Origin of the sequence: Gordonia sp. QH-12 (genome assembly GCF_001578675.1) — a bacterium.
In the GTDB taxonomy this organism is placed as follows: domain Bacteria; phylum Actinomycetota; class Actinomycetes; order Mycobacteriales; family Mycobacteriaceae; genus Gordonia; species Gordonia sihwensis.
Map to the genome: position 1 here is coordinate 39,757 of NZ_KQ969289.1, position 25,300 is coordinate 65,056.

At 68.6% G+C, this 25,300-nt stretch carries 18 protein-coding genes; 14 read left to right on the forward strand and 4 right to left on the reverse strand.

Annotated elements, in window-relative coordinates; all coding sequences use genetic code 11:
- The first annotated feature begins 118 nt into the window (after window positions 1-118).
- Complete coding sequence (locus Y710_RS08805) at window positions 119-1,795, forward strand: FAD-binding dehydrogenase (protein WP_006896892.1); 1,677 nt, start codon at window positions 119-121, stop codon at window positions 1,793-1,795.
- Window positions 1,796-1,845: 50 nt separating this feature from the next.
- Here Y710_RS08805 and Y710_RS08810 read toward each other — a convergent pair whose 3' ends face one another.
- Together Y710_RS08810 and Y710_RS08815 are read right to left on the reverse strand one after the other, a co-directional pair.
- Entirely contained in the window at window positions 1,846-3,390 is a 1,545-nt protein-coding gene (locus Y710_RS08810) for a cell envelope lipid trafficking protein PgfA (protein ID WP_062367232.1), read from the reverse strand.
- Between the two features lie 42 nt (window positions 3,391-3,432).
- Window positions 3,433-4,821: an ABC1 kinase family protein gene (locus Y710_RS08815; protein WP_006896890.1), complete on the reverse strand. Its 1,389-nt coding sequence runs from the start codon at window positions 4,819-4,821 to the stop codon at window positions 3,433-3,435.
- Window positions 4,822-5,000: 179 nt separating this feature from the next.
- Here Y710_RS08815 and nadB point away from each other — a divergent pair, with 179 nt between their 5' ends.
- The 12 genes from nadB (at window position 5,001) to Y710_RS08870 (ending at window position 21,197) form a co-directional block, all read left to right on the forward strand.
- Window positions 5,001-6,626, forward strand: coding sequence for an L-aspartate oxidase (gene nadB / locus Y710_RS08820; protein WP_062367234.1), 1,626 nt, complete (start codon window positions 5,001-5,003; stop codon window positions 6,624-6,626).
- Window positions 6,627-6,661: 35 nt separating this feature from the next.
- Window positions 6,662-7,750, forward strand: a complete 1,089-nt coding sequence (locus Y710_RS08825) for a hypothetical protein (protein ID WP_062367236.1) — start codon at window positions 6,662-6,664, stop codon at window positions 7,748-7,750.
- A gap of 186 nt (window positions 7,751-7,936) precedes the next feature.
- A complete protein-coding gene (locus tag Y710_RS08830) occupies window positions 7,937-8,272 on the forward strand; it encodes a metal-sensitive transcriptional regulator (protein ID WP_006896887.1) in 336 nt (111 codons plus the stop codon).
- Window positions 8,273-8,336: 64 nt separating this feature from the next.
- Window positions 8,337-8,543, forward strand: a complete 207-nt coding sequence (locus tag Y710_RS08835) for a heavy-metal-associated domain-containing protein (RefSeq protein ID WP_006896886.1) — start codon at window positions 8,337-8,339, stop codon at window positions 8,541-8,543.
- A gap of 20 nt (window positions 8,544-8,563) precedes the next feature.
- Window positions 8,564-8,710: a hypothetical protein gene (locus tag Y710_RS18930; RefSeq protein WP_169317718.1), complete on the forward strand. Its 147-nt coding sequence runs from the start codon at window positions 8,564-8,566 to the stop codon at window positions 8,708-8,710.
- Window positions 8,707-10,968: a heavy metal translocating P-type ATPase gene (locus Y710_RS08840; RefSeq protein ID WP_062367238.1), complete on the forward strand. Its 2,262-nt coding sequence runs from the start codon at window positions 8,707-8,709 to the stop codon at window positions 10,966-10,968. Before Y710_RS18930 ends, Y710_RS08840 begins: the two co-directional genes overlap by 4 nt.
- A 151-nt stretch (window positions 10,969-11,119) precedes the next feature.
- A complete protein-coding gene (locus tag Y710_RS08845) occupies window positions 11,120-11,614 on the forward strand; it encodes a ferritin (protein ID WP_039867631.1) in 495 nt (164 codons plus the stop codon).
- 125 nt (window positions 11,615-11,739) lie between these two features.
- Entirely contained in the window at window positions 11,740-13,224 is a 1,485-nt protein-coding gene (locus Y710_RS08850) for an FAD-binding protein (RefSeq protein ID WP_006896882.1), read from the forward strand.
- A gap of 258 nt (window positions 13,225-13,482) precedes the next feature.
- Entirely contained in the window at window positions 13,483-15,015 is a 1,533-nt protein-coding gene (locus Y710_RS08855; RefSeq protein WP_006896881.1) for a Re/Si-specific NAD(P)(+) transhydrogenase subunit alpha, read from the forward strand.
- Window positions 15,016-15,021: 6 nt separating this feature from the next.
- Complete coding sequence (pntB, locus tag Y710_RS08860) at window positions 15,022-16,470, forward strand: Re/Si-specific NAD(P)(+) transhydrogenase subunit beta (RefSeq protein ID WP_006896880.1); 1,449 nt, start codon at window positions 15,022-15,024, stop codon at window positions 16,468-16,470.
- A 150-nt stretch (window positions 16,471-16,620) separates the two neighbouring features.
- Window positions 16,621-18,384 carry an HSP90 family protein gene (locus tag Y710_RS08865; protein WP_062367240.1) on the forward strand — a complete coding sequence of 588 codons (1,764 nt, stop codon included), beginning with the start codon at window positions 16,621-16,623 and terminating at the stop codon, window positions 18,382-18,384.
- Complete coding sequence (locus Y710_RS08870) at window positions 18,381-21,197, forward strand: hypothetical protein (RefSeq protein ID WP_062367242.1); 2,817 nt, start codon at window positions 18,381-18,383, stop codon at window positions 21,195-21,197. Before Y710_RS08865 ends, Y710_RS08870 begins: the two co-directional genes overlap by 4 nt.
- 19 nt (window positions 21,198-21,216) lie before the next feature.
- On the opposite strand, the gene Y710_RS08875 is transcribed toward Y710_RS08870, so the two are convergent.
- Both Y710_RS08875 and Y710_RS08880 read right to left on the reverse strand, forming a co-directional pair.
- Window positions 21,217-21,966: a metallophosphoesterase family protein gene (locus Y710_RS08875; RefSeq protein WP_006896877.1), complete on the reverse strand. Its 750-nt coding sequence runs from the start codon at window positions 21,964-21,966 to the stop codon at window positions 21,217-21,219.
- 64 nt (window positions 21,967-22,030) lie between these two features.
- Window positions 22,031-23,263: a helix-turn-helix domain-containing protein gene (locus Y710_RS08880; RefSeq protein WP_062367244.1), complete on the reverse strand. Its 1,233-nt coding sequence runs from the start codon at window positions 23,261-23,263 to the stop codon at window positions 22,031-22,033.
- Between the two features lie 168 nt (window positions 23,264-23,431).
- On the opposite strand from Y710_RS08880, the gene Y710_RS08885 reads away from it, so the two are divergent.
- Window positions 23,432-25,270, forward strand: coding sequence for a flavin-containing monooxygenase (locus Y710_RS08885; RefSeq protein ID WP_062367245.1), 1,839 nt, complete (start codon window positions 23,432-23,434; stop codon window positions 25,268-25,270).
- The last annotated feature ends 30 nt before the right edge of the window (window positions 25,271-25,300 follow it).

Below are 25,300 nucleotides of genomic sequence, written 5' to 3' on the forward strand. Positions count from 1 at the left end.
CGCTCTCGCCCGGTGCGCGTGGGACTTCCGCCCGTCGGCGGCCCCGGCCGGCGCGGGTAGTGTCAGTCCCGACGGCCTGTGCGATGGGCCACACATCTTCGCGGAGAGGACGAGTCGGGTGTTGAAGCAGACGCAAGCGGCGGACGCCATTGTGGTGGGCGCGGGGTTGGCGGGACTGGTCGCCACCTACGAACTGACCAAGGCGGGGCGCACGGTGGTCGTCGTCGATCAGGAGAATCGACAGAATCTCGGCGGCCAGGCGTTCTGGTCACTGGGTGGACTCTTCCTCGTCGACAGTCCCGAACAGCGTCGGCTCGGCATCAAGGACTCGCCCGACCTCGCTCTCCAGGACTGGATGGGATCGGCCGGCTTCGACCGCGACGACGAGGACTACTGGCCGCGGCAGTGGGCGCGGGCCTACGTCGAGTTCGCGTCGACGATCAAGCGGCAGTACCTGCACGATCTCGGTCTCCGTTTCACACCGGTGGTCGGATGGGCCGAGCGCGGGGGCGGATTCGCCGACGGCCACGGCAACTCCGTGCCGCGGTTCCACCTCACCTGGGGCACCGGGCCCGAGGTGGTCCGCATCTTCGCCGAGCCGGTACTCGAGGCGGAGAAGCGGGGACTGGTCACCTTCGCGTTCCGGCACCGGGTCGATGAACTGATCGTTGAGGACCGTGCGGCGGTCGGGGTGCGTGGGCGGGTCCTCGAGCCCACCGACGCCGAGCGCGGCGTACCGAGCTCTCGCACCGAGGTCAAAGACTTCGAGCTGCGGGCGGGGGCAGTGATCGTCACCTCCGGCGGCATCGGTCACAACCACGACCTCGTCCGCGAGAACTGGCCCACCGAGCGGCTCGGCCCCGCGCCGGAGTTCATGATCGCGGGCGTTCCCGACTACGTGGACGGACGCATGCTCGGGATCACCGAGGCCGCGGGCGGAAACATCGTCAATCGCGACCGGATGTGGCATTACACCGAGGGCATCATGAACTGGAACCCGATCTGGTCCGACCACGCCATCCGCATCATTCCCGGCCCGTCGTCGCTGTGGCTCGACGCGAACGGAAATCGTCTCCCCGCGCCCAACTTCCCCGGTTTCGACACCAACGCCACCATGAAGGCGATTCTGGACACCGGCTACGACTACTCGTGGTTCGTCCTCACCAAGTCGATCATCGAGAAGGAGTTCGCGCTGTCGGGATCCGAACAGAACCCCGACATCACGGAGAAGTCGCTGAAGACCGCGGCGAGGAGCCGCCTGGCCAAGGGGATGCCGGGGCCGGTGGAGGCTTTCACTCGGCACGGAGTCGACTTCGTGGTCCGCGACAATCTCTCGGATCTGGTGGCCGGGATGAACGAGATCGGCCGCGGCGGCCACGTCGATCTCCAGTCCCTCGAACGGCTCATCTCCGCACGAGATTCACAGGTAGAGAACTCCTACAGCAAAGACGCGCAGATGATGGCGGTGCACAATGCGCGGAACTACCTGGGCGACAAGGTGGTCCGCGTCGCCAAGCCGCACCGTCTACTCGATCCCGCACACGGCCCGCTGATCGCGGTGCGCCTCAACATTCTCACCAGGAAGACGCTGGGCGGTCTCGAGACCAATCTCGACTCGCAGGTGATGCGTCCCGACGGCAGCGCCTTCGACGGTCTGTACGCCGCGGGCGAGGTCGCCGGCTTCGGCGGGGGCGGCGTTCACGGCTACAACGCGCTCGAAGGAACCTTCCTCGGCGGCTGCATCTTCTCCGGGCGCGCCGCGGGACGGGCGGTGGCCCGACAGTCGCGCCTCTGACCGCCGCCGTCCCGGCCGGATCACGCATCCGGCCGGGACGGGGCCGTCGGTCAGCGCTCGTGCCGGCCCGGCTGATCCTGGTCGGGGGTGCGGTAGCGCTCCACGTCGGGCATCGGGCGCGTCGGATCGGCGAACGGATAAGGCGAACCGGACTGCGCGCCCTCAGATCCCGGGATCGGGGCGAATCCGTCGGCGGGAGCCCCGAACGACTGGGTCTGGGCCTCATCCATCGGTGACGAGATCGCACCGTAGCCGCCGATGGCCTGGGTGGACGGCTCCTGCGGAGTCTGCGGCAGCACCGTCGTCGTCTCACCGGCGGAGTACTGCTCGTACGGCCCGCCCTGCGGCGTCGGAATCACCGTGGTCTGGGCCTCCGGGCTCGCGGCTTCGCCCGCACCACCGTCATCCGGCGTCGGCTCGTCGCCGCGGGTCTGGTCGGCGTCGTCCGGCCCGTCGCCGCGTCGGCGCCCCAGCCACACCAGCACGGCCCAGGCGATCAGGAACAGCGCACCGAGCACACCGAGGATGATCGGCGTGATCGTGCCACCCCACTTGAGCTGGTCGAGGTAGCTCTGGGCCCGCTGCGCCTGGTGCGAGACCGTCTCGTCGTTCCACTTGAACGTGCCCTTCAGCGCATCCATGCGGAAGTCGCGGACGGCGCGCGGCGAGTCGTCGCTGTCGTCCGGCGACTTGAAGTACTGCTCCTGGTCCTCTTCGCCGTAGACGATGGTGCCGGTGACGGGCTCCACGTACACATTGCGCGTGGCCTTGGCGTAGCGGTGCATCGTGACGATGTCGTTCGGCTTGACGCCCTTGCCCTTGATGCCCCACCACTTGGCAGGCATGTCCAGGATGGTGCCGAGCGGTGCGTCGCCCTGCGGATTCGGGAGATTCGAGAGGTCGGTCTCGGGAACGTCAGCGACGAAATGGTAGGTCTTGACGCCGTCGATGGTCTTCTCGCCGACGTACTTGGCGATCGCGTCCTGACGGGTGGTGGTGTCGTAGTAGTAGTACTCGCGCTTGCCGACGTCGAATCCGAACTTGTACTGGAAGCCCTTGCGGTCCTCCAGCTTCACCGAGACCTCCTCGACGTTGCCGCCCTCCGGGACCGCCTCCAGCTGCAGTTCGCTCACTGCACCGTTGGGCGCGGATGTCTTGCGATTCACTGACACTCGGTCGACCGTCGCGTTCAGCAGGCCGTCGTTGCACTTGCGGTCGGCGTCGCTCGACGCCATCGTCGGGTCGCTCTCCTTGCCCGCGGCGTCGCGGACGCGGTCGATCTGGACCGTCTGGCCGGACTGCACCGTCGCCTGGTCCTTGTTCGACGGCTCGACGATGACCGACCGCCGCTGCTGCGTCAGATGAGCCTCGAGAGTCGCAGCCTTGGACTTGGTGACCGAGCAACGGTCGAAGATGGTGGCCGGGAAGCGGTTCGCCGAGTCACCGTCGGTGGGAACGGTGGTCGCGACCGACGTGATGTCGAGGTCGAGGGGCACCACCTTCAGCCTCGGCACCAGGTAGGTGGGGACGGCGATGGCCGCGACGATGCACGCGACGCCGAGGAAGGCAAGCAATGCCAGCGCGGCACGTTTCATATCGGGTCGTCTCCTCTGTATCGGTCGATCTGCGTGCTTCGGTCAGCTCTTCGTCGTGTCGGACGCCGGCCGGCGACCACGTCGGTCGCGTTCGGCTTCCTTCATGATTCCCGCCATGTAGCCGTAGATCTCGCGATCGGAGATCGCCTTCCAGCGCGGAGCCAGCAGCTTCATGTATTTCTCTACATACAACAGTTGTTTGCCGACGAGCACCAACTCCCGCGGAAGCCGCGCGTCGTGGGCTTTCGCGACTGCGGCGAGCCGGCGCCCCAGATCGGTGTACGACATCGAGGCCATGTCGGTGGCAGACAACGGTGCGGCCACCTTCTCGATGTCGGCGCCGCCCTGGGCCGTCGACCCCGGATTGTGCACCGCGCCCAACAGGAAGATCGCGCGTCCGGCGGCATCGTAGTCCTGTTTGACGATGAGGTCGACGACCAGTTGCCGGAGGATGCGGCGGGTGCGCGCGTCGAACCGGCCGACGATGCCGAAATCGAGCATCACCAGCTTCCCCTGGTCGTCGACGAGGACGTTCCCCGCGTGCAGATCGCCGTGGAACAGTCCGCCGTGGAATGCCGAATCGAGAAGTGAGAGGAGCAGATTGCGGCACAGTGCCACACCGTCGTGCCCCGCGGCCCGGACGGCGCGGACGTCGTCGATCCGGGTGGCGTGGATCCGCTCCATGGTCAGCACCCGAGCGGTGGTGAGCTCGCCGTACACGCGCGGGACCCGGACTCGGTCGCCGAAGGGACCGGGCTGCAGACATTCGAACCACTCGGCCATGGTGGCGGCCTCGTTGCGGAAGTCGAGCTCGGAACCGAGTCCGTCGGCGAAGTCCTCGACCACGTGGCGCGCGCTGAGCATACGGCCGTACTCGGACATCTCCACGAGCCCGGCCAGACGTTCCAGAATCGCGACGTCGGGCGCCAGCCGGTCGGCGATGCCCGGTCGCTGGATCTTGACGACCACCTCTTCGCCCGATGCCAGCGTCGCGGTGTGGACCTGGGCGATCGAGGCCGACGCGATCGGTACCGGATCGAACTGCGCGAAGACCGCTTCGGGCTCGGCGCCGAGTTCTTCGACGAAGACCTGCCGCACCAGCGCGGGGTCGGCCGGTCGGACTCGGTCGAGCAGGGTCTCGAATTCGTCGGCCATGGTGTTGCCGAACACTCCCGGGCTGGACGCGATCAGCTGACCGAGCTTCACGTAGGTGGGACCGAGGTGCTCGAACGTCCGGCGCACCTCATGGGCGACGTCGGAGGTGCCCGGCGGGCGCCCGCGCAGCAGTCCGGTCACCGCGCCGAGCGCCAGCCGCCCGGCGCCGGCCGCGGCGTGGCCGGCGGTGGTGGTGAAGCGGGTGACCTCGGTGACCGCCGAGACGCTGGGCAGGCCGGGGCGTGCCTGCGCGCTGGGGGATTCCTGATTGGTCATCACAGTTGCCCAAGTGTAGTGGGCGAATGGGCGCCGACCGCCGGGCCGACGCGGCGGTCGTCGTGTCGGGGTCGAGGCAGGGGGCCACTAGTGCTCCGGCTCACGGCGGCGTAGTCTCGACCGCATGTTTTCGATCGACAGTCGATAACCTGTCGATCGCCTTTCGTTGGGAGCTCAGCATGGTCGAGGAGAGTCGCGCCGACCTCGTGGTGGTCGGCGCGGGTGTGGCGGGGCTGACGGCTGCGCTGACGGCTGCGGCCCGCGGGCTGACGGTGACGGTGCTGACCAAGGGGCGTACATGGGCGCAGCCGGGCGCGGAGCACTCCGCGTCCACCTTCTACGCGCAGGGCGGCATCGCGGTGGTGGAGCCCGGGAACCCCGGCGACTCGGTGGCCCTGCATCTGGCCGACACACTGGCCGCCGGTGCCGGACTCACCGATCCGGTGGCGACGGAGCCGATCCTGGCCGGGGGCTGGCCGGCGGTGACCCAGTTGGTCGGCTGGGGCGCGGAGTTCGACTTGGGGGCCGACGGCCGGTTCCTGCGGACCAGGGAGGGCGGCCACAGCGTCCGTCGCATCATCCACGCAGGCGGCGACGCCACCGGCGCGCGGGTGCAGCAGGCGCTCGCCTCCGCGGTCGCCGCGGCGCCGATCCGAGTCATCGATCACGCCTCGGCCAACGCGATCCTCACCGGCGACGGTCGCGCCGCGGGGCTGGAGTTCGTCACCGCCGGCGGTCGCGGGGTGGTCCGGGCGCCGGCGGTGCTGCTCGCGACCGGCGGTCTCGGTCACGTGTACTCGGCCACCACGAACCCCGCTGCGTCGACCGGTGACGGTGTGGCGCTGGCGCTTCGGGCCGGAGCACAGGTCGCCGACCTCGAATTCGTCCAGTTCCATCCCACCATGCTGTACGTGCCCGGGGCGCGGGGCAGGCGCACGCTGGTCAGCGAGGCCGTGCGCGGGGAGGGCGGCGTGCTGGTGGACGACCACGGCGCCCCGGTGACCGCCGGCGTGCACCCGCAGGGCGATCTCGCCCCGCGGGACGTTGTCGCACGGGCGGTCACCGCGGCGATGCGGCGGACCGGTCGGCCGCACGTCTGGCTCGACATCTCGGGAGTGGAGGACTTCGAGCGCCGGTTCCCGACTGTCACGGCCGGTGTGCGGGCCTCGGGGCTCGACCTCGCGGGCGGGCGGCTGCCGGTGGTCCCCGGCGCGCACTACCTCTGCGGAGGTGTGGTGACCGACAGCCACGGTCGTACCAGCGTGCCGGGTCTGCTCGCGGCCGGGGAGGTGGCGCGCACCGGGTTGCACGGCGCCAACCGGCTGGCGTCCAACAGCCTTCTCGAAGGGCTGGTCATGGGCCGGTCGGCGGCACTGGCGGCGGTCGAACTCGCGGCGGTCGAGCCGCCGCGAGTGCCGGCCTGCGCGCCGCCTGTCCTGCCCGCATGCGACAGGATCGAGTTGCAGGACGCGATGTCGGAGGCGGCCGCGCTCGACCGGAACGCCGAGGGCCTGGCGTCGGTCGGTGCGCTGCTCGAGGCCGCACCCCTTCGCGGCCTCGCGACCGTGGCCGACATCGAGGACGCCAACCTCACCCTGGCGGCGCGTGCGGTGGTCGCAGCCGCGCTCGAGCGCCGGGAGTCGCGCGGCTGTCACTACCGTTCGGACTTCCCCGGGAGCGAGGAGGCGCCGCAGCCGCGGTACTTCGCCCTCGTCGAAGGCCGGATGCGCAGCGTCCCGCGCCTCCGGCCGGTGACCTGTGCCGGATCTGCCGAGCCTATGGCCAGTGTCGGAGGGGCTCCGTAGACTCGATCGGGGAACTCACGGGAAGGTGATGTGCAATGCGCGGTGGTGGTTGCTGGTCGTCGATCGTCGCCACTCCCGATGAGCGCTCCGCACTGCATCTGACGCCCTCCCACGATTGGCTCGTGGCCTGCGTGCTGCCCGCCGGTCATGACGGCGCCCACGGATCCGACGGCGCGCAGAGCCATTCCGGTCGCCGTCGCTGGCTGATGTGGGACGACTACGCGCGCGGTGCGCAGACCCTCGCCGAGGAGTTCGAGTGTCCCTCGCAGGCTCTCGACGGTGCGCCGTGTCTGTTCTTCGCCGGTCACGGCGGTCCGCACCGGTACGCCGCGCCGGTGGGCCGCGACTTCCCGGCCGAGCCGGTCGTGGACAGCGCGCCCGCACCGGCGCCTGTGCCGGAGCCTCGGTCCGCCCCGGCATCACCGCCGCCGCTGCCGCCCGAGGACGAGTCGTTCAGCGTCTCGGCGCTCGACGATCTCTTCGCGGGGATGCCCAGCCTCCGGGATCTGCCGACCACGGATCTGCTGGTCTTTCCCGAGAGCAGTTTCCACCCGGCCGCACCCGCATGGCCGCAGTCGCGCGGTGACTACGTCGCCGAGCACCGTCCGGACGGTCCGCGCGCGCCGGAGGCGGTGGTCTCCGGTCCCGCGCGCTTCGAACCGGCGGAGCAGGTGATCGATGCGGAGGTGGTGGAGGCGCCGGACGCCGAACCGAAGCGGGGGCGTCGGCGGCGGCTGCGTGAGGACGCGGATCCGGCACCTCGGCCGGCCGAGGCCGGCCGCAGCAGGCATCGGGCGGCGCACGATGCGGAGGACTCCGCCGGTGCGGCCACTGTGGACCCGAACATGCTCGAGGTCCGGCCCGGCGCGGCCTCGGTGCTCACCACCCCGATGGTCGAGGTGATCTCCTCTAGTTGGGATCCCGTGCGGATGGGCATCCCGGTCGCGCGCCGACCACTGCCGGGCGACTCCGACGTGTGGTCGGTGGCGGAAGTCGTCGAAGACGCGGCCGCGCACGTGCGGTCGCTTCCCGAGGCCGCTCAAGACGGCGAGGTGTCGGCGGCGCTCCTCGATGTCGCCGAATCGCTGGGCCGTCTCGCGGACGCGCTCAAACCCTCCTGCTGAATCGACTCCGGCCCGTCGCCGGATTTTTTGGCTCCCGCACCGTTCTGTCAGCCCGGTCCGGAAGCCAAAGTTTTCGTGTACCGCGCGCCCTCCTGAAATTCGATACCCCTAGGGGGTAGATGTACGCCGAAATTCGGAGTAGAACTGTGGCTGAGATACCCACAGGGGGTATCGAAGGGAGGCGGGATGACCACCGACGAGACGGCGACCGCCCGCGACCATGCAGGCGGCGGGCACACCGGTCACGGATACCTGCCCGAGAAGGACAAGTTCATCCGTCGACTCAAGCTGATCGAGGGTCAGGCCCGAGGTCTGCAGCGAATGGTCGAGCAGGAGGCGTACTGCATCGACATCCTCACGCAGGTGTCGGCGATGACCAAGGCGCTCGAGTCCGTGGGGCTCGGGCTGCTGCACGACCACATGAACCACTGTGTGGTCGAAGCCGCACGCGAAAGCGACGAGGCCGCCGCGGCCAAGGTCGATGAGGCCATGAAGGCCATCACCCGCCTGGTCAAGTCCTGACCGCGGGCGAGTCCGTTTCCCGACAGACGACATCAACCAGATCACACGAATGAGGAGAGAATCCATGAGCACCACCACCACTGTCACCGTCACTGGCATGACCTGCGGCCACTGCGCAGCTTCGGTCCGGGAGGAGATCTCCGAGATCGCAGGAGTGGAGAAGGTCGACGTCGATGTGGCCAGCGGTCGCGTCGACATCACCAGCGCCGCCCCGCTCGATCCGGCCGCCGTCGGCGCTGCTGTCGCCGAGGCCGGCTACCGGGTCCAGTGACCGCGTCGGCGAGACCGGGCGTGCGGATCGCCGCATTCGCCGCCGGTCTCGCGGTGGTCTTCGGGGCGATGTTCGGCGTCGGCCGGGCCGTCGGCCCCTGGGACACCGCGCCGCAGCCGTCCCACGGCACCCAGATGCAGCACGACCAGGAGGGAACGCACAGATGACGCAGCCGATCGCCGCCGACCGGGAACTCGATCTGGAACTGATCGGGATGACGTGCGCCTCGTGTGCCAACCGGATCGAACGCAAACTCAACAAACTCGACGGAGTCACCGCCACCGTCAACTACGCCACCGAGCAGGCGCACGTGGAATACGACGGCGACCTGACCTCCGACGATCTCATCGAGGCGGTTCGGGCAGCCGGATACGACGCCGAACCGGTGCGTCCGGCGGCCACGGACGCCGAGCAGGCCGACGAGGATCCGGCGCCGTCGCGGGCCGAGGCCGAGCTGACCGCTCTGCGCCAGCGGCTGGTCGTATCGGCGGTGCTGACGGTTCCGGTGATCGTGCTGGCGATGGTTCCCGCATGGCAGTTCACCTACTGGCAGTGGCTGTCGCTGACCCTCGCGGCACCCGTGGTCGTGTGGGGTGCGCTGCCCTTCCATCGGGCGGCGCTCGCCGGAGCCCGGCACGGCACCACCACCATGGACACCCTGGTCTCGGTCGGCACCCTCGCCGCTTTCGGGTGGTCGATCTACGCCCTGTTCTGGGGTGATGCCGGCGTCCCCGGCATGACCCACGGCTTCGACTTGATCGCCTCCCGCGGCGACGGATCGTCGAACATCTACCTGGAGGCCGCGGCGGGAGTCACCACCTTCCTGCTGGCGGGCCGCTATTTCGAGAAGCGCGCCAAGCTCCGCGCGGGTGACGCGCTGCGCGCGCTCGCCGAAGTCGGCGCCAAGGACGTGACCGTGCTGCGCGACGGTCGGGAGGTCACGGTTCCGATCGGTGACTTGCAGGTCGGACAGCGATTCGTGGTCCGGCCGGGTGAGAAGATCGCGACCGACGGCCGGGTGGTCTCGGGAGCTTCGGCTGTCGATCAGTCGATGCTCACCGGCGAGTCGATCCCCGTCGAGGTGGCGGTGGGAGACAAGGTCGTCGGCGGCACGGTGAACGCGCACGGCCGCCTCGAAGTGGAGGCGTCGGCGGTCGGCGCCGATACCGCACTCGCCCACATGGCGAAGATGGTCGCTGACGCGCAGGCGGGAAAGGCGCAGGTGCAACGATTGGCCGACCGGATCTCGGCGTACTTCGTCCCGGTCGTGATCGCGATCGCGGCGGGCGTGCTCGGTTTCTGGCTCGGTGTCGGCGGCGGTGTGACGCTGGCGCTGACGGCCGCGGTGTCGGTCCTGGTCATCGCCTGCCCGTGCGCGCTCGGTCTCGCGACCCCCACCGCGCTGATGGTCGGGACCGGCCGGGGAGCCCAACTCGGCATCCTGCTGAAGGGGCCCGAGGTGCTCGAGTCGACTCGCCGAGTCGATACCGTGGCGCTGGACAAGACCGGCACCGTGACGACCGGCGAGATGGCCGTCCGCGACGTGATCACCGCCGACGGCGTGGATGCGGACGACCTGCTGGCGCGGGCCGCGGCGGTGGAGTCCGGGTCGGAGCACCCGATCGGCCGCGCGGTCTGCAAGCACGTCGCCGAACTCGGGCTCGACGTTCCCGAGACGGCGGACTTCCGCAATCTCGCCGGTGCGGGCGTGACCGCGTTCATCGACGGACTGCGCGTCACCGTGACCGGTCCCCGTGACGTCCCCGTTCAGCTCGGTGAGCGGATGCGTGAACAGATCGCCACGGCCTCGGCGGAGGGGGCGACGCCCGTCGTGGTCACCTATCTCGACGCGGTGGCCGGCGTGATCGTGGTGGCGGACACCGTCAAGCCCACGTCGGCGGCGGCGATCGCCGAACTCAAGCGGATGGGGCTGCGTCCGGTACTCCTGACCGGCGACAACGACGGTGCCGCGCGGCATGTCGCGGCGCAGGTCGGCATCGACGAGGTGATCGCCGATGTGACGCCGGACGGGAAGGTGGACGCGGTCCGCCGCCTGCAGGAGTCCGGCCGCGTGGTCGCGATGGTCGGCGACGGTGTCAACGACGCCGCGGCACTGGCCTCGGCCGACTTGGGGTTGGCGATGGGAACCGGCACCGACGTCGCTATCGAGGCGGGCGATCTCACGTTGGTGAGCGGCGACCTGTGGGCCGTGGTCGACGCGATCGCGTTGTCGCGCAAGACACTCAGCACCATCAAGGGGAATCTGTTCTGGGCGTTCGCCTACAACGTGGCGGCGCTGCCGTTGGCCGCCGCGGCTCTGCTCAATCCGATGATGGCGGGTCTGGCGATGGCCTTCTCCTCCGTATTCGTCGTCGCCAACAGTCTGCGGCTGCGCGGATTCCGGTCTCGTCGCGTCTCCGCGTAAGCCGTAGCGGATGGCGGCGAAGTCTTAGGATTACCAAACCTCAGATCATTTCGGTAAACCTTTCCTCGCTGGTCAGAGACGGTTTACGGGCCTATTGTGAAATCATCGCGGCGAAGGTCTCGTCGAGGAATTCATATGCAGGGGAGCGGATATGAAAATGAATGAGGAACTCGAAGTCGAGTTCAGCAAGCAGATCACCCGGGAATTCGAATCGGCGATGCTCTACCGGCAGTTGGCAATCGAGTTGGAACTGCGCGACCTTCCCGGAATGGCCTCGTGGATGCGCAGCCATTCCACGGAAGAACTCAGCCACGCCGACCGCCTCATCGAGCACATGACCAACCGCGACAACCGCCCGCTCATCGGCGACATCACGATTCCGTCGGTCAAGGCCGACACGGTCACCGAGATCTTCGAGGTGGCGCTCGACGCCGAGCGCGACGTCTCGGAAGCGATCCGCGCGCTGTACCGGCTCGCACAGGAGCAGGGCGACATCGACTCGCGGCCGACCATCGACTGGTTCGTCTCCGAGCAGGTCGAAGAGGAGGCGACGGTCGGCGAGATCGTCGGTCGCCTGCAACTGGTGAACGAGGACGGCTCCGGCCTCCTTCGGATGGATGCGGAGCTGGCGTCGTCGAACGTCTGACAGATCAACGAGCCGATGGCCCGGCGCCCCAACGGGGTGCCGGGCCATTCCTCTTATATAGGGGCCCGGAACCGGCCGGCCCAAGTCTCTAGAACACGTTCTATTTCTGGTCTAGGCTGTCTCCCATGAGTGGACTGGACCTCCCTGAAATCGTGAATGCCTCTGACGTCGCCGAGTACAGCGACACCGTCGACGTGCTGGTGATCGGCGCAGGCATCGGCGGCTGCTGCGCGGCGCTCGAAGCGGCGGAGGCCGGGGCGTCGGTGCTGGTGCTCGAGCGATCGGCCGCGGCCGGCGGCACCACCTGCATGGCGGGAGGACACTTCTACCTCGGCGGTGGCACCGCGGTGCAGACGGCCACCGGACACCAGGACAGCGCGGAGGAGATGGCCAAGTACATCACCGCCGTCTCGCGCGACCCGGAGCCGGACAAGATCAAGGCCTACTGCGACGACAGCGTGGAGCACTTCGGCTGGCTCGAGTCGCTCGGCTTCCAGTTCGAGCGTTCGTACTACCCGGAGAAGGCGGTCATCCAACCGCAGACCCAGGGACTGATGTACACCGGCAACGAGAAGGTGTGGCCGTTCTGCGAACAGGCCGTCCCGGCGCCGCGCGGTCACAAGGTGCCCGTGCCCGGCGACACCGGCGGCGCGGGCATGGTGATCGAGCTCCTGGTGAAGCGTCTCGGCGAGCGGGGCGTGCCGATCCGCTACGAGGTCGGGGCGCGCAGGCTCGTCGTCGACGACTCCGGTGCCGTGGTCGGCGCCTACTGGAAGGCCGGCGGCGAGGACGGTTTCATTCGCGCCTCCGCCGTGGTGATCGCCGCGGGCGGATTCGTCATGAACCCCGACATGGTCGCCGAGTACGTCCCGCAGTTGGCGGAGAAGCCGTTCACGCTCGGCAGCACCTACGACGACGGTCTCGGAATCCGAATGGGCGCCTCGGTGGGCGCCGGACTCAAGCACATGGACCAGGCGTTCATCACCGCGCCGGTGTACCCGCCGTCGATCCTCCTCACCGGCCTGGTCGTGAATAAGGAGGGCAAGCGGTTCGTCGCGGAGGACTCCTATCACTCGCGGACGTCCGGATTCGTGATGGACCAGACCGACCGCGCCGCCTTCCTCATCGTCGACGAGGCGCACATGCAGCGGCCCGAGTTCCCGCTGGCGCCCTTCATCGACGGCTGGGAGACGGTCGACGAGATGGCCGACGGCCTCGGCCTCGATCGGGCCACGCTGCACGCGACCCTCGATCGGTACAACGAGTACGCCGCCAAGGGCGAGGATCCGGACTTCCACAAGAGCCCCGAGTTCCTGGCGCCGCAGGACACCGGGCCGTGGGCGGCGTTCGACATGAGTCTCGGGAAGGCGCTGTACGCCGGGTTCACCGTCGGCGGCATGGCCACTTCGCTGGACGGCCAGGTGCTGACCGAGGAGGGCTCCGTGATCGACGGACTGTACGCCGCCGGAGCCTGTGCGGCGAACCTCGCGCAGGACGGAAAGGGCTACGCCAGCGGCACCCAACTGGGGGAGGGCTCGTACTTCGGTCGCCGGGCGGGGCGTCACGCGGCACATGCAGCGACCGTGCGAAATCGGGTTACTGTCCGGTAAGTGACGTATCTAACCGGCCCCTGGTCCGCGTGGCAGGGCGTGCTAACGTCATGCCACGTTTTCCATCAGCAGGGTCGGTCACGTGGCCACCTGCGGCGTGTCGCGCGAGTTCGATGAAGCACTGGCCGACGCAGGCTTAGACGCCCGTACATCCCGTGGGGCTCCCGCCTGTCGTCTACAGCGTTGGCGTCGAATCATCGTGCGCCATGTTCTGTAAGACAAGGTGAAGCTGAATATGAGTGTGGGAGAGGCAGTGAAATGCTGATCGGTATCCCCCGGGAATCAAAGGCGGGCGAGACTCTCGTCGCCGCGACCGCTAAGACGGTGGCGCAGCTGCAGCAGCTCGGCTACGAGGTGATCGTCGAGGCCGGCGCCGGTGATCGCGCCGAGCAGCCGGACGGGGCGTTCGCTGAGGCGGGCACGCGTCTGGGTTCGGCCGACGAGGTGTGGGCCGCTGACGTCGTGGTCAAGGTCAACGCCCCGACGGACGACGAGATCGCCCGTATGCGGCGCGGTGCGGTCCTCATCTCGATGATGGCTCCAGCCCGTAATCCGGAACTGCTGGAGAAGCTGCGCAGTGCGGGCATCACCGCGCTGGCGATGGACGCGGTACCGCGTATCTCGCGTGCACAGTCCATGGACGTTCTCTCGTCGATGGCCAATGTCGCGGGTTACCGCGCAGTGGTCGAGGCCGCACATGAGTTCGGCCGGATGTTCACCGGTCAGGTGACCGCGGCGGGCAAGATTCCGCCCGCGCGTGTGTTCGTGGTCGGTGCCGGCGTGGCCGGTCTGGCGGCGATCGGTGCCGCTTCGGCGATGGGCGCCGTGGTGCGTGCCTTCGACGTGCGTCCCGAGGTGGCCGAGCAGGTCGAGTCGATGGGCGCCGAGTTCGTCAAGGTCGACTTCGAGGCGGAGAAGTCCGAAGACGGCTACGCCAAGGAGATGACGGCCGAGCAGGAGGCCGCGACCGCCTCGATGTACGACGAGGAGGCCCGCGCCGCCGACATCGTCATCACCACCGCGCTGATCCCGGGCCGTCCGGCACCGAAACTGCTGAGCGCCGACACCGTCGCCGGAATGAAGAACGGTTCGGTGATCGTCGACATGGCGGCGGCCAACGGCGGCAACGCCGAGGGCACCGTGGCCGACGAGAAGGTCGTCACCCCCGGCGGTGTCACGATCCTCGGCTACACCGATCTCGCGGGCCGGCTGGCCGCGCAGACCTCGCAGCTGTACGGCACCAACATCGTCAACCTGCTGAAGCTCCTGACGCCGGAGAAGAACGGTGAGCTGACGCTGGACATGGACGACGTCGTCCAGCGCGGCATCACGGTGACGCGCGACGGCGAGGGCATGTGGCCGCCGCCCCCGGTACAGGTGTCGGCGGCACCGAAGGCCGCCGCCGCGGAACCGGCCGAGGTCGCCCCGCCCAAGGAGCCGATGTCGCCCGCCAAGAAGGTCGCGCTCTCGCTGGTCGGGATCGTGATCTTCGGTCTGGTGGTGGCCTTTGCGCCGCCGCCGATCCCGCAGCACTTCACGGTGCTCATGCTGGCGATCGTGATCGGCTACTACGTCATCGGCAATGTGGCGCACGCGCTGCACACGCCGCTGATGTCGGTGACCAACGCCATCTCCGGTGTCGTCGTGGTCGGTGCGCTGTTGCAGATCGCGTCCGACAATGTGACCGTTCAGATCCTGTCGACGATCGCGATTCTGGTCGCATCGATCAACATCTTCGGTGGCTTCGCGGTCACCCGTCGCATGCTCGCCATGTTCAGCAAGGGGGCGTGATCACTCATGGGAATCACTGCAATCACCGTTGCGGCGTATGTCATCGCATCGCTGCTGTTCATCCTTTCGCTCGCCGGACTGTCGAAGCATGAGTCGGCCAAGAGCGGTCTGACCTACGGCATCGTCGGCATGGCGATCGCGCTGGTCGCCACCATCGTCCTGGTCCTGAAGAACATCGTCGACCTCGACTCGCTCGACATGAAGTGGGTGCCGATCGTCCTGATGTTCGGCGCCGTGGTCGTCGGCGCGCTGATCGGTCTGTGGCGCGCCAAGATCGTCGAGATGACCGGCATGCCCGAGCTCATCGCGCTGCTGCACTCGTTCGTCGGTCTGGCCGCCGTGCTCATCGGCTGGAACGGGGCGATCGAAGGCTTCGACGTCACAGGCGTCGATCCCGGAAACGTTCGGTCGCTGACCAACATCCACGAGGCGGAGATCGCGATCGGCATCTTCATCGGTGCGGTCACCCTCACCGGTTCGATCGTCGCCAACCTGAAGCTCTCGGCGAAGATGAAGTCGGCGCCGCTGATGCTTCCGGGCAAGAACTTCATCAACGTCGGTTCGCTGGTGGTGTTCGCGGTTCTGACGGGCGTGTACGTCGCGTCCGACACCCACGACAACACCACGTCGATGATCCTGCTCGCGGTCATCACCGCTCTGGCGCTGTTCCTCGGATGGCATCTGGTCGCCTCCATCGGCGGCGGCGACATGCCGGTGGTCATCTCGATGCTGAACTCGTACTCCGGTTGGGCCGCCGCGGCCTCGGGCTTCCTGCTCGGCAACGATCTGCTGATCGTCACCGGTGCGCTGGTCGGCTCGTCGGGTGCGTACCTGAGCTACATCATGTGCAAAGCGATGAACCGGTCGTTCATCTCGGTCATCGCCGGCGGTTTCGGCATCGAGGCCGGACCGGCCGACGACACCGACTACGGCGAACACCGCGAGATCAACGCGGAGGCTGCCGCCGAGCTCCTGTCCGGCGCCAAGTCGGTGATCATCACCCCGGGCTACGGCATGGCGGTGGCCCAGGCGCAGTACCCGGTCGCGGATCTGACGTCCCGGCTGCGCGCGAAGGGCATCGATGTCCGGTTCGGCATCCACCCGGTGGCCGGTCGTCTCCCCGGCCATATGAATGTGCTGCTGGCCGAGGCGAAGCTGCCGTACGACATCGTGCTCGAACTCGACGAGATCAACGACGATTTCCCCGAGACCGACGTCGTGCTGGTCATCGGCGCCAACGACACCGTGAACCCGGCTGCCGCGGAGGATCCGGGCTCGCCGATCGCGGGCATGCCGGTGCTGGAGGTCTGGAACGCCAAGGACGTGATCGTCTTCAAGCGTTCGATGGCGGCCGGCTACGCGGGCGTCCAGAACCCGCTGTTCTTCCGCGAGAACACCCAGATGCTCTTCGGCGACGCGAAGGACCGCGTCGAAGACATCATCGCTGCTCTGTAACCGGGCACCGAACCCGAGCACCCCGTCGATCCGTCCGGATCGGCGGGGTGCTCGTCGTCCCGGGGCGGTGCGGCCTCGGTTCGCCGGACGACTGGATTCGCCGATCCCGGGGCCCGGGAGTGTCACCGGCGACCCCTACCATCGACAGACATGGAGCAAACTGGGGTCTTCGATGTGGACCTGCGCGGACTCATCGATGTACTGGGGAACAATCTGTACACCAACCCGGGCGTATTCGTCCGGGAGCTGCTTCAGAACGCGATCGACGCCCAGACCGAGCGCCCGAGCGTCGATCAACCCATCGTCATCACGGCCGACGGGGCCGAGTTCGTCATCTCCGACACCGGCGTCGGGATGCGGGCGGACCAGATCGCCGAGCTGCTGGGGACCATCGGCCGCAGCTCGAAACGGGACGAGCTCGGATTCTCCGAGCAGGCGACGATCGGCCAGTTCGGCGTCGGGCTGCTCAGCGGATTCCTGGCCGGGGACCGGATCGAGGTCTCGTCGAAGGCCGAAGGACATGACCCGGTCCGGTGGGTGGGCGATGCGTCCGGAACCGTCGAGACCGGACCGGGAGACCGGAGCGAGACCGGCACCACCGTGCGGATCTGCGCACGTCCGGGATTCGAGCAGTGGCTCGATCCCGACCGCGTGGCCTCGCTGGCTGCGCGATACACCGCCCTGCACCCGACCCCGGTCACGGTGAACGGACGCCGAGTCAATCCACCGGTCGAGGTCTTCGCGGCCGAGGCGGGCCGCCGGGTCGCCGCGCAGGTCGCCTACTGCCAGGACGAGTTCGGATTCACTCCGCTCGACACCTTTCAGGTCGATATCCCCGAAGCGGGTCTGCGCGGCGTCGCGTTCGTTCCGCCCAGCGGCGGAGACCTCGTGGCACGGTCGGAGCACCGCGTCCACGTCAAGGGACTCCTGGTCGGCGACCTCGCGGAGCTGCTCCCGGAGTGGGCGTTCTTCGTGCGGGTCGTCGTCGACGCCACCGGACTGACTCCGACCGCATCGAGGGAGAGCGTGGTGCGCGACGATCTGTTCCACGACGTCGTAGAGTCGCTCGGCGCGCAGGTTCTGGCCTGGCTCGCCGGGCTCGAGCAGCGGCCGGCCACACGAGCGAAGTTCCTCAGCGTCCACGAGCAGGGGATCAAGGCGCTCGCGGCCCACCGGCCGGAACTGCTGGGCTTCGTCGACCGGCACTGCGTCTTCGAGACCAATTACGGGCCGATGCCGCTTGCGACCTTCCGAGCGAGATTCGGCGACCTGCGGTACACCGGCAGCGTCGATGACTTCCGCGTCCTCGGCGACATCCTGGGCAGCCGGGGTTTCGGCCTGGTCAACGCCGGCTACGCCTTCGAGACAGGCGTGGTCCGCGCGTTGATCGCCGCCGACCCCGACATCACCGGCGAGTACGTGACGCAGGAGGTGCTGCTGACCGCGCTGGGAGACGTCGGTGACGATGTGCGGACGCGGTTCGCCGGTGCCCTCGCCCTGGCGGGAACCGCGCTGGCGCCGTACGGCTGCGACGTGGATCTGACGGCCATCGAGCCCGGCGAACTCTCGGGTGTGCTGCTGACCGATGACTCGGCGAAACTCGCGGGCGACCGTCGCGAGATGCTGTCGGAGGTCGCCGGGGACCCCGACGCGTGGTTGGCCGCGGTCGCCGCGGTCGACGCGCACGACCATCAGGTGCCGAGCCGGCCGGTGCTGCTGCTGAACGTGGCGAACACGCTCGTGGGACGGTTGCCGTCGATCACCGATCCGACGGTGGCGGGCGCCCTGGTCCGGACGGTCTACAGCCAGGCGTTGGTGCGAGCGCACCGATCGTTGTCGTCGGACGCGGCCAGGGACGTGGACGAAGCCGTGATGCTGCTGGCGGATCTCGCTACTCGGGCGGGCGCCAGGTGACCGACCAGCCGACGCACGATCCGCGTCTGGAGAGTTTCGTCAACGACCTCTGGCACGCGCGGTACGGGGATCCGCGGTTCGGCCACGAGGATTTCGGGCCCTTTCCCGCGCTGATCGCCCGGGCCGACGAACTGGGCGACGACTACTGGCGGTTCGTCGTCCGGCTCGAGGCCTCCTACGCCGCGCTGTGGTCGGGAACCGCGGCCGACGTGCTGACTCTGCTGGCGTGGATGCTCCGGGCCCACGACCGCCAGGCGGCGACGCTCGATTTGGAGCCGACACAGCTCGAACAGCTCAACACCACGCTCGTCGACTTCCTCGAATCGGTGCCCGACGTCCCCGAACTGTCGCTCGACCAAGTGCGAGATCTGCTCGACGACTGGATCCGGAGGACCCGCGGGACGGGCTACGAGTCGGATGCGCTGGTCGCGGTGGTGCGCGCGAAGATCGCACTGCACCGCGGCGACCCCGACGCGGCCCGCCGGTTCCTCGACGAGTGCCGGGACTTCGCTCCGCCGGCCGGCACCTGCCGGGAGGGTGCGCGAGCGATGGTCGCGGCGCTCTACAGCCGGTGCGGCGATCACGCGCGAGCGCTCGAGTTGTCGGAGCCGGATCTAGAGGACGACGGCGAGCGATGCGGGTTCTTCCCCGCCGAGACGCATGTCGCGCTGATCGGTGCTTACGCAGCGGCCGGCCGGCGCGACGACGTCGTATCGGCGGCCGATCACATCGACCGGATCTACGGTGAGTTCCCGGGCTCCACCGGCCACGCCGAAGCCATTCCCGCGCTGTTGCGCGTCGGTGAGCTCGGGCGGGCACGGGATCTGGCGGTGAGCCGCCTGCCCCATCTGGACGACTGCTTCACGTCGCTCGACCGGGCGCGGCTGGCCGCGGCGCTGTCGGCGGCGTTCGCTTCGGCCGCGGCGGTGGACGGGGACGCCGTGATCTCCCATCACACCGATCCGGGTCGTCCGGCCCGGACCCGACCGGCGGCCGATCTGGCGGCCGAACTCGCCGACGTGGCGCGCGACATCGCCCGGGGGTTCGACATCCGCAACGGCAGCGGCGCGGTCTCGACGTGGGTCGAGCAGACCCTGGCGCTCCGCGCCGCGGGTCGGCCCGATGACCGGGTGAAGCCGGTCGCCGAACGGACGGCCCAGGAGTTGATGAGCGGCATGGCCGTGTTCTCCATGGTCTCGAGTCGCAGGGCCGAGGCGTGCGCCGAGGCGCTCGCGGGCCGGATCGGCGAACTCACCGGCCGCAGCCTGGCGCGGGCACGGATCATGCTGGCCTCCGACCTGCGCCGCAGCGATCGTCACGCCGCCGAGGCGGCACTGCGGGAAGCCGCTGCGGCGGCGCGCGCGGAGTATCCGGCCATGGCGGCGCAGGCCGAACTCATGGCCGATGTGGAGGCGGCGGCACAGGGCGTCCTCGATCCGCAGCGGCTCCTGTCGGCGCCGGACCCGGATCCGGCGTGGGCCGCGCTGTCTCAGGCGAACTACTGGCGTTTCGTCGCCGTGGCGAGCGAACCCGTGGACGGTGAGCGAGCCGGCCGTGCGGTGGACGCGGGGATCGAGACGCTGCGACGCGGCTTGGCGGGCGAGATCCGCCTCGTGGAGGACGAGATGGCGTCGCGCCCGGGCTCGGCGGAGGCCGATGCCTACTCGATCGCGGCGGCGCTGCACATCATGGCGGCGTCGATGCGGGCCGCCGCCGGATACTCTCCCGACGCCGAGATCGATGCGGCGCTCGTCTCAGCCCGCCGGATGGTCGCGGCCGCCTCGACGCCCGACCAACGCCTCGAAGCCCACGCCCAGCTGGCCGGCGTCCTGGGATTCGCCGCGCAACTGCAGTCGATGAGCGACGAGCAGGCGGCCTTGCGTCTGCTGGACGAGGCCGTCGAGAACTCCCGGTACGCGCAGCGTGCGCCTCTGCTCGCTCAGCGGGCCGAACTCCGGATCACGGCGGCCGAGGACTTCGACGGTGCGGTGACCGATCAGGAGCAGGCGATCGCCGTCTGGATGGTGGAAGGCCTCGATCATCAAGCCGATGCCGCGTTGATCGACTTGGCCCGGATGCAGCTCTCGCGAGGCGACGACGCGCGGCGGGTGATCGAGGCGGTACGGCCGGTGATCGACCGGATGTCCGAGCGCGGCGACGAGGATGCCGTCGCCGCCGGTCTCGCGGTGCTCGGCCGTGCGCAATCGTCGGCTCGGCTCCCGGACGACGCGGTGATCTCGTTCTCCCGAGTGCTCGACACGGTGGTGGGCGACGAACATCCCGGGTACCTCGCGCAGCTGTATCAGGCGCGTGCGGGCGAACTGATGGATCTCGGACGGCACCCCGCGGCGATGGCCGACTTCGACCATGCGGCGGAGCTGTTCGCCGAGTTCGGCGCGCAGCACGATCTCGGCGAGGTGCTCCGATCCGCCGCTCTGGCCGCTCATTTCGGGGGCGACGACGCCACCGCCGTGAGCCTGCTGGAGCGCGCCGAGCGCGTCTACGACGAGCTGAGCGTCGACGGTCCGGTCGATTTCGAGCGAGCCCGGCTCGATCTCGCTCGCGCCGACATCCTCCGGTCCACGGACCCCGAGCGCGCCGAGTCGCTGCTGCAGTCGGTGGTGGAGCGATCGTCGGCGGCCAACTGGCTTCCGCTGGCGTTGAGCGGACTGAATCTGCAGGCGCTCATGGCCGTGGAGGCGGGCGGCGACGACGGGCGCGCACGGGCGTGGGACCTGGTGCTCGAAGGACTACGGCTCGACCCCGAGCATCCAGGGCTCAACCAGCTGGCGTTCGAGTTGAACGACGAGTGATCCGCGGTGGGCCGACGAGCTACACCGGCACTCCGCGGAAATGGGTCGTGAGCCGGTGGTCGTCGTCGATCAGGTGGAAGGCGACGCCGGGACGCTGAGCGATGTTGAGGACGTCGGTGCCCTCGAACGGAAGGTTCAGGGTCGAGGCGACGCCGGGGGCGATGACGTGCGGCCGCCCGGCGAAGGTGGTCACGGCCGGTGTGTGCGCGTGCCCCGCCACGCAGCCGACGATGTTCGGGTGCTCGCCGACGAACTCCGCGAGCAGTCCGGGATCGAGCTGTCTGCGGTCGTCGATGAACGGGATCCCGACCGGGACCGCCGGGTGGTGGAAGGCCACCAGCACATCGGTGTCCGGGCCCGCTTCGGCTATCTGCGCGCGCGCCCAGTCGAGGGTGCCGCGGGAGATGTAGCCGTCGGAGCGGCCGGGGATCGACGAGTCGAGCGCGAGCACCAGGAGTCCGGACAGACGGAGCGCCGAGTTCACCGGTTCACTGCACTCGGTTCCGGTCACCACCGAGTTGTACGCGGCGCGTTCGTCGTGGTTGCCGAGGGTCATCAGAGTCGGAATGTCTGTGACGAGCGCGTCGAGGGCCTCGCGGTATTCCTCGGGGAGCCCCTCGTCGGCGATATCGCCGGTCACCAGCAGTGCATCCACGTTCCGCGGGCCGCCGCAGCGACCGTTGAGATAATCCATCAGCGCGGCCACCCGCCTGCGGTGGTCGGGGCCGCCGTCGAAGTGGAGATCGCTTATCTGTGCGATGACGAACATGCGTCTCCTTTGGGCATCGGCCGATACCTGATCCAGGCTAGACGACCGATGCACCTGAGTCAGATCACGTCGGCGCCGGTGACACTTCCACACTCACGATGTCGGCGAAACGGTAGGGCGAGGCCACCAGCAGCCCGCCGAGCTTGCGCCGCAACCGGGACATCTCGGCGCGGACCGTGACGGTTCGATCCGCGGTTCCGAACAGGTGCGCCGACAGTTCGGCCGCGCTGAGTCCATCGGGATGAGCGGCGAGGAGCCGGAGGATCTGAAGATGCCGCGGTGACGGATGGAGGACCCATGCCGCACCCGAAGAGTCGACATGTACTGTCGCGGGCCCGTCGGTGCTTTCGACGAGCACGACATGCGTGGTGGCGGCCGTTTCGTCCGGATCGGTGACGCGCAGGAGCCAGCCGCCGGGAAGGGGCTCGACGTCGCACGGTCCCAGATCACCGACGTGTGCGCGCCCGGCGCTGAAGTCCCGCGGAAGCGAGACCCGGGTGCGGGGAGGCAGCCGGTCGACGGCGGCGACCCACCCGTGGGGATCCACCGCGAGGGCCGGTGCTCCGGTGCGGGCCAGAATCGGTGCGGCGACGCTGCGGAGCAGGTCGAGGCGGGTGCGGTGGGCATCACGCAGTTGCGCTTGCGCGAGTCGTGCCACCGAGTCGACCAATGCGAGCGTCGCGGGATGAATCGACGGAGCCGGGCCGCTGACGTCGACGACGCCGATCACGTCGCCTGTCCGCGGATCGCGGATGGGTGCACCGGTGCACGTCCAGGTGTGGTGGGTGCGGACGAAGTGTTCGGCGGAGAACACCTGGACGGCTTGGCGTGAGACCAGCGCCGTCCCGATCGCGTTGGTCCCCACATTCCGCTCCGACCACGAGGCCCCTTCGGTGAACCCGAGTCGGTCGGCGCGGCGCAAAACCTGCGGCCCGCCCGACCGCCAGAGAACGTGGCCGGAGGCGTCCGCGACCACGAGGAGATTGTCCCCGCCGGAGATGAGGACTTCGAGGTTGCCGGTGACCGATTCGAGGACGTCGGCCAGTCCGGATTCGGCGCGACGGCACTCCACCTCACCCGGATCGAGCGGGTCGTGTCCGGCTCCGCGATCGGGATCGACGCCCGCGGTGGTGACCCGGTCCCACGACTGCCCGATCACCGATCTCGGGCGGGCGGGCAGTCGGTCGCCGGATCGTGCGGCGTCGTAGACCGCGCGGAGCACGGCCGCGAACTCGCGGGGATCGTCGCCGGAGGAGATCGCCGGTTCCGGCACCGGCCGGGCCGTCGCGTTCGACATCGGACTCCCTCATACCGCTGTGGTGGTCGTCACATGACGGATTCAGCTTCACCCCCGCCCGCGCGGTCGTCAAGCCGGTTGCAACCCCCTGCAACGCTTGTCGGCCCCAATCCGAAAGAGTGTGCTGTGCATCACAACGTTGAATGACCGCAGTGAGAGGACACAGTCATGACGCAGACCATGGATCGGCCGGTGGACACCGGGCGGCACACCCCGTCCGAACGCATCGACGCCTGGCTCGAGAAGTTCGATCGAGCCCTGGCCTCGGGGGATCCGCAACAGGTCGCCTCATTGTTCGTGGCGGACTCGTTCTGGCGTGATCTGGTGGCGTTCACCTGGAACCTGAAGACGGTCGAGGGACACGACGAGATCGTCGCGATGCTCGCCGCGCGTCAATCGGATGCGGCGGCCGGCGGCTTCGCGCGCACGGAGGAGGCGAATGAGACCGACGGGGTGGTCGAGGCGTTCATCGAGTTCGAGACCCGGGTGGGTCGCGGTGACGGTCACTTGCGCATCAAGCAGGACGACGACGGCGTCGACCGAGCTTGGACCCTGCTCACCACCCTGCAGGAGTTGAAGGGCTTCGAAGAGCCCAGCGGCTTGCGCCGGCCGAGGGGCGCGGTGCACGGCAGTGACCCGGACCGCCGGTCGTGGGCGGAGAAGAAGGAGGATGAGGAGGCCGAACTCGGCCGAGCCGTCCAGCCCTACGTCCTCGTGATCGGCGGCGGCCAGGGCGGAATCGCGCTCGGTGCGAGGTTGCGGCAGCTCGGCGTTCCGTCGATCGTCGTCGACAAGCACGATCGGCCAGGCGATCAGTGGCGTGGCCGGTACAAGACGCTGTGCCTGCACGATCCGGTCTGGTACGACCACCTTCCGTATCTGCCGTTCCCGCCCAACTGGCCGGTGTTCGCGCCCAAGGACAAGATCGGCGACTGGCTGGAGTTCTACACCAAGGTGATGGAGGTGCCGTACTGGAGCAGGACCGAGTGCACATCCGCCGCCTACGACGAGGCGGCCGGACGCTGGACCGTCGAACTCGTCCGCGACGGTGAGCCGATGACACTGCACCCGACACAGTTGGTGCTCGCGACCGGGATGTCGGGCAAGCCCAACGTCCCCGAGTTCCCGGGACAGGACGTGTTCGCCGGCGAGCAGCACCATTCCAGCAGACATCCGGGACCCGATGAGTATGTGGGCAAGAAGGTGGTGGTGATCGGTGCGAACAATTCCGCCCACGACATCTGCAAGGCGCTCGTGGAAGCGGGAGTCGACACCACGATGGTCCAGCGGTCGTCGACGCACATCGTGAAATCGGACTCGTTGATGGAGATCGGTCTCGGGGCGCTCTACAGCGAGCAGGCAGTGGCCGACGGGATGACGACCAAGAAGGCCGACATGACCTTCGCATCGTTGCCGTACCGGATCATGCATCAGTTCCAGATCCCGTTGTACGACCAGATCCGGGAGCGTGACAAGGACTTCTATGCGCGGCTTGAGGCCGCGGGATTCGATCTGGACTTCGGCGACGACGGCTCGGGTCTGTTCATGAAGTACCTGCGCCGCGGTTCGGGCTACTACATCGACGTCGGGGCGTGCGAGCTGGTGGCCGACGGGACCATCAAGCTCGCCAAGGGCGGAGTGCAGCGTCTCACGGAGAACTCGGTGATTCTGGAGGACGGGACCGAACTTCCGGCCGACGTCGTGGTTTACGCCACCGGATACGGTTCGATGAACGGCTGGGCGGCGGATCTGATGGGCCAGGAAGTGGCCGATCGCGTCGGCAAGGTGTGGGGTCTGGGCTCGGACACCACCAAGGACCCCGGCCCTTGGGAGGGCGAGCAGCGGAACATGTGGAAGCCGACGCAGCAGCCGGGACTCTGGTTCCACGGAGGCAATCTGCACCAGTCGCGTCACTACTCGTTGTACCTGGCGCTGCAGCTGAAGGCCCGGTTCGAGGGGCTGGACACGCCGGTCTACGGATTGCAGGAGGTCCATCACCTGAGTTGAGACATTGGCTGACCGCCCGGACACCAGGTC